At 72.3% G+C, this 10,357-nt stretch carries 12 protein-coding genes; 11 read left to right on the forward strand and 1 reads right to left on the reverse strand.

Annotated elements, in window-relative coordinates; all coding sequences use genetic code 11:
- Window positions 1-211: 211 nt before the first annotated feature.
- Window positions 212-844 carry a TIGR03085 family metal-binding protein gene (locus ACFWNV_RS37470; RefSeq protein WP_383956094.1) on the reverse strand — a complete coding sequence of 211 codons (633 nt, stop codon included), beginning with the start codon at window positions 842-844 and terminating at the stop codon, window positions 212-214.
- An 84-nt stretch (window positions 845-928) separates the two neighbouring features.
- Here ACFWNV_RS37470 and hisI point away from each other — a divergent pair, with 84 nt between their 5' ends.
- From hisI to lgt, 11 genes are all read left to right on the forward strand, one after another.
- Window positions 929-1,318, forward strand: coding sequence for a phosphoribosyl-AMP cyclohydrolase (gene hisI, locus ACFWNV_RS37475; protein WP_383956097.1), 390 nt, complete (start codon window positions 929-931; stop codon window positions 1,316-1,318).
- A gap of 31 nt (window positions 1,319-1,349) precedes the next feature.
- Entirely contained in the window at window positions 1,350-2,840 is a 1,491-nt protein-coding gene (locus ACFWNV_RS37480) for an anthranilate synthase component I (RefSeq protein ID WP_383956100.1), read from the forward strand.
- 14 nt (window positions 2,841-2,854) lie between these two features.
- A complete protein-coding gene (locus tag ACFWNV_RS37485) occupies window positions 2,855-3,529 on the forward strand; it encodes a TIGR02234 family membrane protein (protein WP_383956103.1) in 675 nt (224 codons plus the stop codon).
- A gap of 171 nt (window positions 3,530-3,700) precedes the next feature.
- Window positions 3,701-3,952: an HGxxPAAW family protein gene (locus tag ACFWNV_RS37490; RefSeq protein ID WP_383956106.1), complete on the forward strand. Its 252-nt coding sequence runs from the start codon at window positions 3,701-3,703 to the stop codon at window positions 3,950-3,952.
- Window positions 3,953-4,015: 63 nt separating this feature from the next.
- Complete coding sequence (locus ACFWNV_RS37495) at window positions 4,016-4,486, forward strand: DUF2752 domain-containing protein (RefSeq protein ID WP_383956108.1); 471 nt, start codon at window positions 4,016-4,018, stop codon at window positions 4,484-4,486.
- Window positions 4,487-4,648: 162 nt separating this feature from the next.
- A complete protein-coding gene (gene trpC, locus ACFWNV_RS37500; RefSeq protein WP_250743801.1) occupies window positions 4,649-5,458 on the forward strand; it encodes an indole-3-glycerol phosphate synthase TrpC in 810 nt (269 codons plus the stop codon).
- Window positions 5,459-5,467: 9 nt separating this feature from the next.
- A complete protein-coding gene (gene trpM, locus ACFWNV_RS37505; protein WP_250743802.1) occupies window positions 5,468-5,677 on the forward strand; it encodes a tryptophan biosynthesis modulator TrpM in 210 nt (69 codons plus the stop codon).
- A gap of 197 nt (window positions 5,678-5,874) precedes the next feature.
- Window positions 5,875-7,125 carry a tryptophan synthase subunit beta gene (gene trpB, locus ACFWNV_RS37510; protein ID WP_383956112.1) on the forward strand — a complete coding sequence of 417 codons (1,251 nt, stop codon included), beginning with the start codon at window positions 5,875-5,877 and terminating at the stop codon, window positions 7,123-7,125.
- Window positions 7,122-7,934 carry a tryptophan synthase subunit alpha gene (trpA, locus tag ACFWNV_RS37515; protein ID WP_383956115.1) on the forward strand — a complete coding sequence of 271 codons (813 nt, stop codon included), beginning with the start codon at window positions 7,122-7,124 and terminating at the stop codon, window positions 7,932-7,934. Before trpB ends, trpA begins: the two co-directional genes overlap by 4 nt.
- A gap of 182 nt (window positions 7,935-8,116) precedes the next feature.
- Window positions 8,117-9,142, forward strand: a complete 1,026-nt coding sequence (locus tag ACFWNV_RS37520) for a DsbA family protein (RefSeq protein WP_383956118.1) — start codon at window positions 8,117-8,119, stop codon at window positions 9,140-9,142.
- Between the two features lie 78 nt (window positions 9,143-9,220).
- Window positions 9,221-10,300 carry a prolipoprotein diacylglyceryl transferase gene (gene lgt / locus ACFWNV_RS37525; RefSeq protein WP_383956121.1) on the forward strand — a complete coding sequence of 360 codons (1,080 nt, stop codon included), beginning with the start codon at window positions 9,221-9,223 and terminating at the stop codon, window positions 10,298-10,300.
- Window positions 10,301-10,357: the final 57 nt, after the last annotated feature.

A 10,357-nucleotide genomic window follows, 5' to 3' on the forward strand; every position in this document is an offset into this window, starting at 1 on the left:
GTATCCAGCCCCTCCGGCGTTTGAGGAGCGGGGTCTGGGGCGGAGCCCCAGGGTCTTTCAGCCCGTCCGGCGTTTGAGGACCGGGGTCCGGGCGGCGCCCGGGGAACGGTGGAAGGGTGGGTAGGGGACTCCGCCCCGCAGGGCCGATCCGGCCGACGGGCGGAGTCCGGCGCAGGCCGTGCAGCGGTGTGATGGGGGCGGCCGAAGGGCTTTACATGCCCAGCTGGGCCACCGTGAGCTTCGCGACGGCTTCCTTCGGGCCGTCCAGTTCCACCGCGGCAGCGGACTGGCGGCCGAAGCAGAACAGGGTCAGCTCTCCCGGCTCGCCGGTCACCGTCACCACCGGCGCACCCTTGTGCGCCACCGCCGTCTGGCCGTTCGGGCGGCGCAGCACCAGGCCCACCGGGGAGCGGCGGCCCGTCAGGCGGGCCAGCTTTTCCAGGCGGGACCAGAGGGAGTCGGAGAAGACCGGGTCCAGGGGGCGCGGGGACCAGTCCGGCTGGGCGCGCCGGACGTCCTCGGAGTGGACGTAGAACTCCACCGCGTTCGCCAGCTCGTCGATCTGCTTCAGGGAGTAGGGGGAGAACTTCGGCGGGCCTGTCCGGATCAGCTGGACGAGTTCCTCGTACGGCTTGGCCCCGTACTCCTCCATCGCCCTGTCGAGGCGGGCCTTCAGGACGTTCAGGAGCAGGCCGCCCGCCGCGTCCGGGCGACGCTCCCGGACCACCACGTGCGCGGCGAGCTCGCGCGTCCGCCAGCCTTCGCACAGCGTCGGCGCCTCCGGACCCGCCGACTCCAACAGGTCGGCCAGCAGCAGTCGTTCACGCTTCGCATGGGTAGACATGTCGGCCAGCCTACGGCTGGAACCCGCCCCGTGCCTGCCCATCAGGCGGACAGGGATCCTTGATCGTCGCCTCGGCCCGGCACAATGGCTCCCATGAGTACGTCCTCCCTCGATCCCGCCATCGCCGCCCGCCTCAAGCGCTCCGCGGACGGTCTGGTCCCGGCCATCGCCCAGCAGTACGACACCGGTGAGGTGCTCATGCTCGGCTGGATGGACGACGAGGCCCTGCACCGCACCCTGACCACCGGCCGTTGCACGTACTGGTCGCGCAGCCGTCAGGAGTACTGGGTGAAGGGGGACACGTCCGGCCACTTCCAGCACGTGAAGTCCGTCGCGCTCGACTGCGACGCCGACACCGTGCTCGTCCAGGTGGACCAGGTCGGGGCGGCCTGCCACACCGGTGCCCGTACGTGTTTCGATGCCGACGTCCTGCCCCTGGCCGGCCCCGCCGGCCCCACTGCCGAAGCCGAATAGCCGAAGCCGATCACAAGTAAGGTCCCACGCCATGGATCTTGAGACGTTCCGCAAGCTCGCGGCCGACCGCCGCGTCATCCCCGTCAGCCGCAAGCTGCTGGCGGACGGTGACACGCCCGTCGGGCTCTACCGCAAGCTGGCCGCCGAACGCCCCGGGACGTTCCTCCTGGAGTCCGCCGAGAACGGCCGCTCCTGGTCGCGCTACTCCTTCGTCGGCGTCCGCAGCGCCTCCACCCTCACGGTCCGCGACGGCGAGGCCCACTGGATCGGCACCCCGCCCGTCGGCGTCCCGACCTCGGGCGACCCCCTGGAGGCCCTGCGGCAGACCGTCGAGGCCCTGCACACCCCCCGGGACCTCGCCTCCGGGATGCCGCCCTTCACCGGCGGCATGGTCGGCTACCTCGGCTACGACATCGTGCGCCGCCTGGAGCGCATCGGCGAGCACACCGAGGACGATCTGCAGCTGCCCGAGCTGACGATGCTGCTCACCTCCGACCTGGCGGTCCTGGACCACTGGGACGGCACCGTCCAGCTCATCGCCAACGCCATCAACCACAACGACCTCGCCGCGGGCGTCGACGAGGCGTACGCGGACGCCGTGGCCCGCCTCGACGCGATGGAGGCCGACCTCGCGCGGCCCGCCCCGTACGCGCCGATGCCGCTGCCCGCCTCCGAGCTGCCGGAGTACTCGGCCTTGTGGGGCGGCGACAAGTACCAGGCCGCCGTGGAGGACGTGAAGGAGCGGATCCGGGCCGGCGAGGCCTTCCAGGTGGTGCCCTCGCAGCGGTTCGAGACCCCGTGCAGCGCCTCCGCGCTCGACGTCTACCGGGTGCTGCGGGCCACCAACCCCTCCCCGTACATGTACCTCTTCCGCTTCGAGAACGGCTTCGACGTCGTCGGCTCCAGCCCCGAGGCGCTGGTCAAGGTCGAGGACGGGCGGGCCATGGTCCACCCCATCGCCGGCACCCGGCACCGGGGCGCCACCCCGCAGCAGGACAACGAGCTCGCCGACGAGCTGCTGGCCGACCCCAAGGAGCGCGCCGAGCACCTCATGCTCGTCGACCTCGGCCGCAACGACCTCGGCCGGGTCTGCGAGCCGGGATCGGTGGAGGTCGTCGACTTCATGAGCATCGAGCGGTACTCGCACGTCATGCACATCGTGTCCACCGTCACCGGGCGCGTCGCCGAGGGCCGGACCGCCTTCGACGTGCTCACCGCCTGCTTCCCGGCCGGCACCCTGTCCGGCGCGCCCAAGCCGCGCGCCATGCAGATCATCGAGGAGCTGGAGCCCACCCGCCGCGGGCTCTACGGCGGCTGCGTCGGCTACCTCGACTTCGCCGGGGACTCCGACACCGCCATCGCCATCCGCACCGCGCTGCTGCGCGACGGGAAGGCGTACGTGCAGGCCGGCGCCGGGGTCGTCGCCGACTCGGTGCCGGAGCTGGAGGACGCCGAGTGCCGCAACAAGGCCGCCGCGGTGCTCCGCGCGGTGGCAGCGGCGAACCGCCTCCACGGCGCCTGAGCCAGTAGGGGATAGTGGGGTACGTGAGTGCCGTACCCCCGCCCCGAACCGAACCCGCCGATGCCGCCGCCGAGCCCGAGGCCCCCTCGGGCCGCGGCGGCCGCCGCAGCGTGGCCGCCGCCCTGCTGCTCGGCGCGCTCGGCGCCACCGTTGTCCTGCTCGCCTCCGGCCGTGTCTGGGCCCGCGGCGTCGCCGCCATCGGCGGCGGCTCGCTGCCGGTGACCGCCGACGGGCGGGCCGTCACCGGCCTGCCCGCCGCCCTGGCCATCGTGGGGCTCGCCGCCCTGGTCGCCGTCTTCGCCGTACGCGGCAGGAGCCGGCTGCTGGTCTCGGCGCTGCTCGCACTGAGCGGCCTGGGCGCGGGGGCGGCCGCCCTGGCCAACGCGGACGGCCGACGCGCCCTGGACGCGGAGGCGGCCCGTACGACGGCCGACACCGCGGCCCACGTGGCGGGCCTGACCCATACGGCGTGGCCCTACGTGACGGCCGTCGGCGGGGCCCTGATCCTGCTGGCCGGACTGCTCGCGCTGCGCTTCGGGAGCGCCTGGCCCGCGATGGGCGGCCGCTACGAGCGCGACGGCAGCCCGCGGCCCCGCAAGGCGGCCGTGGTGGACCCGGACCGGCCGGAGGACCTGTGGAAGGCTCTGGACCGGGGCGAGGACCCCACCGGCCCGGACCCGGCCCGCTGAACCCCTGATCCGGCCGTCCGGACCCCCGGATACGACCCCCTGAACCCGGAGCCGACCCCGTGAACGAGGTCGCCGCCTGGTACGGGACAATGACCATCGAGCGTTCACAGCACCGTTCGACACAGCACGTGCGGCGTGCGACAGAGCACACCCGAGTACGAGGAGCAACTCATGGCGGGCACTAGCCACGGACACACCCCGGCCGCCTGGACCGGTGTCATCATCGCGGTCATCGGTTTCTGCATCTCCGGCGCCTTCATGGTGCTGGCGAACCCGCTGGGCTTCTACGCGGGTCTCGTCGTCGTCGTCCTCGGCGGTGTCGTGGGCATGGCGATGAAGGCTGCCGGCATGGGTGCGCCGAAGTCCGCGCACCAGGACCTCTCCGAGGTCATCGCCGCGAACCGGGTCGCCGCCAAGGTCTGACCGGGCGGCAGTGGTTACGCGGGTTTTCGAAAGGCGCGGCCCTGTCGGGCTGCGCCTTTTGTCATGAGCGGAGAGAATCAGCGGGTGGACGCCTCCTCTGGAACGACCGACCTCGCGCCGCCTCCCGCACCCGTGTCCCGGGCCGGCCGGCTGGCGCGTCCGGCGCTCACGCTGGGTGCGGCCGCCGCGGCCCTCGCGTACGTGGGGACCGTGGATCCGAACGAGCCGGGCCACTACCCGGTCTGCCCGCTGTTCCGGCTGACCGGGGTCCTGTGCCCCGGCTGCGGCGGGCTGCGCAGCGCGCACGCGTTCGCCCATGGCGATCTCGTGACAGCTATCGGGGCAAATGCACTGGCGGTCGCCGGCTACTTCCTCTTCGCCGGTTTCATGGTCCTGTGGCTGGTTCGCGCCTACCGGGGGGTGCCGGGCCCGAGGCTCGTCGTACGACCGTTGTACTGGTGGGGGCTCGGCGCGGCGGCCCTGGTGTTCTCCGTTGTCCGGAACCTGCCCATGGGCTCTTTCCTGGCGCCCTGAGGTATAGCTGAAGTAAAGATTCCGGATGTCCAGTTATTGGGACGCCGTCAACCGCGTGCGGAGGGCAAGGCGTCCTGCGGATACCATTTGAACTGCTGACCTTGCAGTTGTACGTGTCTGCAAGGCGGCCGACCGTCATCGACCCGGAAGGGGGCCGCTCGCGTGAGTGTGCTCGACGAGATCATCGAAGGGGTCCGCGAAGACCTTGCCGAACGGCAGGCTCGCGTCAGCCTCGACGAGCTCAAGGAGCGTGCCGCCAAGGCGCCCCAGGCCAAGGACGGCGTCGCTGCCCTGCGCGGCGACAGCGTCAAGGTGATCTGCGAGGTCAAGCGGTCCAGCCCCTCCAAGGGTGCGCTGGCCGCCATCGCCGATCCGGCCGGGCTCGCCGCCGACTACGAAGCGGGCGGTGCGGCGGTCATTTCCGTCCTCACCGAGCAGCGTCGTTTCGGTGGCTCGCTGGCCGACCTGGAGGCCGTCCGCGCCCGCGTGGACATCCCGATCCTGCGCAAGGACTTCATCGTCACGGCGTACCAGCTGTGGGAGGCCCGCGCCTACGGCGCCGACCTCGTGCTGCTGATCGTCGCGGCCCTGGAGCAGGAGGCCCTCGTCTCCCTCATCGAGCGGGCCGAGTCCATCGGCCTCACCCCGCTCGTCGAGGTCCACGACGAGGAAGAGATCGAGCGTGCGGTCGCGGCGGGCGCCAAGATCATCGGCGTCAACGCCCGCAACCTGAAGGACCTCAAGGTCGACCGCTCCACCTTCGAGCGGATCGTCGGCGAGATCCCGGCCCACATCGTCAAGGTCGCCGAGTCCGGCATCCGCGGGCCGCACGACCTGATCGCCTATGCGAACGAGGGCGCGGACGCCGTCCTCGTCGGGGAGTCCCTGGTGACCGGCCGCGACCCGAAGGCGGCCGTGGCCGACCTCGTCGCCGCCGGAGCCCACCCCGCCCTGCGCCACGGGCGGAGCTGACCCGCACCCATGGCCCGAAATCGCCCCTCCGTCCGCACCCGACCGGGCTCAGGCCTGGCCGGTGTGCCGACGGCGCACGCGCCGCTGGCGCGCGGCTGCCGCCCTCGCGGCTGCCGCGCCCCGGCACGCCGCGTGCGCGGGCGGCGGGTCCGGTACGTGATCGGCTCAGAGCCCGGTCAGGTCAACGGCATGCGATGGCGACCCGGAGTCGCGTCGTAACGAGACCCGCCGGACGGTGTACGTCGTACACCGGTCCCGCCGGTGTCCCGTCACGGTCCGTTCCCCCGAGCCGCCGGCTCCGGGGCGGGCCGCTCCGCACCCTCGTACGCCCATGCCCCAGCGGGGTGTGCGCATCGCGGGCGGACGGCGCAATACGGTTGAAGACATCCGCGTCGCCTCCGTAGGAGTACCTGGGCATGTCCAGCGCCAGCAGTTTCTTCATCCCGGACCCCGAGGGTCACATCCCCAACGCCGAGGGCTACTTCGGCGAGTTCGGCGGCAAGTTCATCCCGGAGGCGCTCGTCGCCGCCGTGGACGAGGTCGCCGTCGAGTACGAGAAGGCCAAGGGCGACCCGGCCTTCGCGGCCGAGCTCGACGACCTGATGGTCAACTACACCGGCCGTCCCAGCTCCCTGACCGAGGTGCCGCGGTTCGCCGAGCACGCGGGCGGGGCGCGGATCTTCCTCAAGCGCGAGGACCTGAACCACACCGGCTCGCACAAGATCAACAACGTGCTGGGCCAGGCGCTGCTCACCAAGCGCATGGGCAAGACCCGCGTCATCGCCGAGACCGGCGCCGGGCAGCACGGCGTGGCCACCGCCACCGCCTGCGCCCTGTTCGGTCTCGAGTGCACCATCTACATGGGCGAGATCGACACCCAGCGCCAGGCCCTGAACGTGGCCCGGATGCGGATGCTCGGCGCCGAGGTCATCGCGGTCAAGTCCGGCTCCCGGACCCTGAAGGACGCCATCAACGAGGCGTTCCGCGACTGGGTCGCCAACGTGGACCGCACCCACTACCTCTTCGGCACCGTCGCGGGCCCGCACCCGTTCCCCGCGATGGTCCGCGACTTCCACCGGGTCATCGGCGTCGAGGCCCGCCGACAGATCCTGGAGCGCGCCGGGCGGCTGCCCGACGCGGTCGCGGCCTGTGTCGGCGGCGGCTCCAACGCCATCGGCCTGTTCCACGCCTTCATCCCGGACGCCGACGTCCGCCTGGTCGGCTTCGAGCCCGCCGGACACGGCGTGGAGACCGGCGAGCACGCGGCCACGCTGACCGCGGGCGAGCCGGGCATCCTGCACGGATCGCGCTCCTACGTCCTGCAGGACGAGGAGGGCCAGATCACCGAGCCGTACTCCATCTCGGCCGGTCTGGACTACCCGGGCATCGGCCCGGAGCACTCCTACCTCAAGGACGCGGGCCGCGCCGAGTACCGCGCGGTCACCGACGACCAGGCGATGCAGGCCCTGCGGCTGCTCTCGCGCACCGAGGGCATCATCCCGGCCATCGAGTCCGCACACGCCCTCGCGGGCGCCCTGGACCTCGGCAAGGAGCTCGGCAAGGACGGCCTGCTCGTCGTCAACCTGTCGGGCCGCGGCGACAAGGACATGGACACCGCCGCCCGCTACTTCAACCTGTACGACGCCTCCGAGGGGGAGACCAAGTGAGCGGCACCATCGAACTCCTCTCGGCCACCCTCGCCAAGGCGAAGTCCGAGGACCGCGCGGCCCTCGTCGCCTACCTCCCGGCCGGCTTCCCGACCGTGGACGGGGCCATCGAGGCCGTCAAGGCCGTCATCGCCGGCGGCGCGGACGTGGTCGAGATCGGCCTCCCGCACAGCGACCCGGTCCTGGACGGCGCCATCATCCAGACCGCCGACGACATCGCCCTGCGCGGCGGAGTCAAGATCGCGGACACCCTGCGGACCGTCCGCGAGGCCTACGAGGCCACGGGCGCCCCGATCCTCGTCATGACGTACTGGAACCCCATCGACCGCTACGGCGTCGAGCGGTTCACCGCCGAGCTCGCCGAGGCCGGCGGCGCGGGCTGCATCCTGCCCGACCTGCCGGTCCAGGAGTCCGCGCTGTGGCGCGAGCACGCGGCCAAGCACGGTCTGGCGACCGTCTTCGTCGTGGCCCCCAGCAGCAAGGACGCGCGCCTCGCCACCATCACGGCGGCCGGCTCCGGCTTCGTCTACGCCGCTTCGCTCATGGGCGTCACCGGCACCCGCGAGTCCGTCGGCAACCAGGCGGCCGACCTGGTCGCCCGCACCCGCGCCACCAGCGACCTGCCGGTCTGCGTGGGACTGGGCGTCTCCAACGCCGCCCAGGCCAAGGAGGTCGCCGGCTTCGCCGACGGCGTCATCGTCGGCTCCGCCTTCGTGAAGCTGCTGCTCGACGCGCCGGACCTGCCCGCCGGGCTGGCCGCCGTACAGGCACTGGCGGGCGAGCTCGCCGAAGGCGTGCGCCGGAGCTGAGCCGTGCGCCGGGCGGCCCGGGCGTGCGCGCCGGGTGACCGAGGCGTGCGCGGGGGCCGACGGGCGGCGCGTTCGATCGGGCAGACGGACCCCTGAGCGGGTTCTGTAGCCCGATCGGGTGGAAGTAGGGGCAGGGAGGCACGAGAGTGCCTCCCTGCTTCGTTTGGCCGAACGTGAGCGACATGAACGACGGTGCGAACCGCGATGCGACGAAACGATCGGCCCGCGAGCGACTCCAGGTGGAGCGCGAGCGGCAGAAGGCCAAGGACAAGCGACGGCGGACCCTCGTCGTGTCGGCGGCGGTGGTCGGCGTGCTCGGGCTGGCGGCCGTCGTCGGCCTGATCGCGGCGAACACCGGCAAGGGCGGATCCTCCGCCAAGGGCGGCCCGGCGGTCGCCCCGTCCGGGGCCACGGGCAAGGACGCGCTCGCCATCCAGACCGGCAAGAGCGAGGCCCCCTCCACGCTGACCGTGTGGGAGGACTTCCGCTGCCCGGCCTGCAAGGCCTTCGAGACCAATTACCGGGACACCATCCACGAGCTGGAGGCCAAGGGCCTCCTCAAGGTCGAGTACCACACCGTCACCCTCATCGACGGGAACATGGGCGGCAGCGGCTCCCTCAAGAGCGCCAACGCCGCGGCCTGCGCCCAGGACGCCGGAAAGTTCTCCCCGTACCACGACGTGCTCTTCGAGAACCAGCCCGAGGAGACCAACGACGCCTACGGCAAGAACGCCAAGCTGCTGGAGCTGGCCGGGAAGGTCGACGGCCTGGACACCCCCGCCTTCCGCACCTGCGTCGAGGACGGCACGCACGACAGCTGGGTGAACAAGTCGCAGGACGCCTTCCGCGCGGGCAAGTTCCGCGGCACCCCGACCGTGCTCCTCGACGGCACGGACATCTTCGCGGACCAGGCCAACCCGCTGACCCCGCAGAAGCTGAAGGAGAAGGTGGAGGCGGCCGGCAAGGGCGGCCCCGGCGGGGTGAAGGGCTCCCCGTCGGCATCGGCATCCTCATCCGGCTCCCCGGGCAGGTCCGGATCGCCGTCGCCGTCCGCGTCGGGCTCGGGGAAGGCCTCCTCCGGCCACTCGGCCACGCCCTCGGCCTCCTCCTCGGCCTCCGCGGCACGCTCGGCGGGACGCTCGGCCACCGGTGGATCGGGCTCGGCCGACGCCTCCCCGGACCACGCAGGGATGCCCATGGACCACTGAGGGCCGTCTCGATTCGGCAGCAGCTTGCCGGGCGGGTTGCGGTCCCCACCGTCCGGCAAGGTAGCGTCGGCTCTTGCCATGAACCTTGCCTTCATTCCCAGTCCGTCGACGGGCGTGCTCCATCTCGGGCCGATCCCGCTGCGCGGCTACGCGTTCTGCATCATCATCGGCGTCTTCGTCGCCGTCTGGCTCGGCAACAAGCGCTGGGTCGCGCGCGGCGGTAAGCCGGGCACGGTCGCGGACATCGCCGTGTGGGCCGTGCCGTTCGGCCTGGTCGGCGGCCGCCTCTACCACGTGATCACCGACTACCAGCTCTACTTCGGCGAGGGCCGCGACTGGGTCGACGCCTTCAAGATCTGGGAGGGCGGCCTCGGCATCTGGGGCGCCATCGCGCTGGGCGCGGTCGGTGCCTGGATCGGCTGTCGCCGGCGCGGCATCCCGCTGCCGGCCTGGGCCGACGCCCTGGCCCCCGGCATCGCGCTGGCCCAGGCCTGCGGACGCTGGGGCAACTGGTTCAACCAGGAGCTGTACGGCCGCGCCACCGATCTGCCGTGGGCGGTGGAGATCACCGACGGCCCGAACCGGGTCGCCGGGACCTACCACCCGACCTTCCTCTACGAGTCCCTCTGGTGCATCGGCGTCGCCCTGCTGGTGATCTGGGCCGACCGCCGCTTCACGCTCGGACACGGGCGGGCGTTCGCGCTGTACGTCGCCGCGTACTGCGTGGGCCGCGGCTGGATCGAGTACATGCGGGTCGACGAGGCCCACCACATCCTGGGCCTGCGGCTCAACGTGTGGACCTCGATCGTCGTCTTCGTGCTCGCCGTGGTGTACCTGGTGCTGTCGGCGAAGCTGCGGCCGGGCCGCGAGGCGGTCGTCGAGCCGGAGGCCGGCGCCAAGGACGGGGACACCCCGGCCGGGGACGGAGCAGCCGAGGGCGACGAGGCCAAGTCCTCGGACAAGACTGACGCCAAGGCCGGCGCCAAGGCCGGTACCAAGGCAGGGGACGAGCCCGCGGGCGAGGTCACTGCCAAGGGCGGGGACAACGTCACGGCCGACGCCGCGGTCAAGGCCGATGCCGCGCCGGTGGACGCCGAGGGCGAAGCCGACGGCAAGGACAAGGACAAGGCCGAGGCCCCCGGGGCCAAGAAGCTCTGACCGGAGCAACGGTCGAACGGGAGGGGCGCCGCGCACACCCCCCCGCCGCCCCGCCCG

Source organism: Streptomyces sp. NPDC058401, assembly GCF_042722885.1.
GTDB lineage: Bacteria > Actinomycetota > Actinomycetes > Streptomycetales > Streptomycetaceae > Streptomyces.

What these genes read in the sequence shown, in the direction of transcription:
- hisI (WP_383956097.1), top strand. Translation starts at nt 929, where the DNA reads ATGGCTCCCATGAGTACGTCCTCCCTCGATCCCGCCATCGCCGCCCGC.
- ACFWNV_RS37495 (WP_383956108.1), top strand. Translation starts at nt 4,016, where the DNA reads ATGAGCGGAGAGAATCAGCGGGTGGACGCCTCCTCTGGAACGACCGAC.
- trpB (WP_383956112.1), top strand. Translation starts at nt 5,875, where the DNA reads ATGTCCAGCGCCAGCAGTTTCTTCATCCCGGACCCCGAGGGTCACATC.
- ACFWNV_RS37470 (WP_383956094.1), bottom strand. Translation starts at nt 844, where the DNA reads ATGTCTACCCATGCGAAGCGTGAACGACTGCTGCTGGCCGACCTGTTG.
- ACFWNV_RS37490 (WP_383956106.1), top strand. Translation starts at nt 3,701, where the DNA reads ATGGCGGGCACTAGCCACGGACACACCCCGGCCGCCTGGACCGGTGTC.
- lgt (WP_383956121.1), top strand. Translation starts at nt 9,221, where the DNA reads ATGAACCTTGCCTTCATTCCCAGTCCGTCGACGGGCGTGCTCCATCTC.
- trpM (WP_250743802.1), top strand. Translation starts at nt 5,468, where the DNA reads ATGGCCCGAAATCGCCCCTCCGTCCGCACCCGACCGGGCTCAGGCCTG.
- ACFWNV_RS37480 (WP_383956100.1), top strand. Translation starts at nt 1,350, where the DNA reads ATGGATCTTGAGACGTTCCGCAAGCTCGCGGCCGACCGCCGCGTCATC.
- ACFWNV_RS37520 (WP_383956118.1), top strand. Translation starts at nt 8,117, where the DNA reads ATGAACGACGGTGCGAACCGCGATGCGACGAAACGATCGGCCCGCGAG.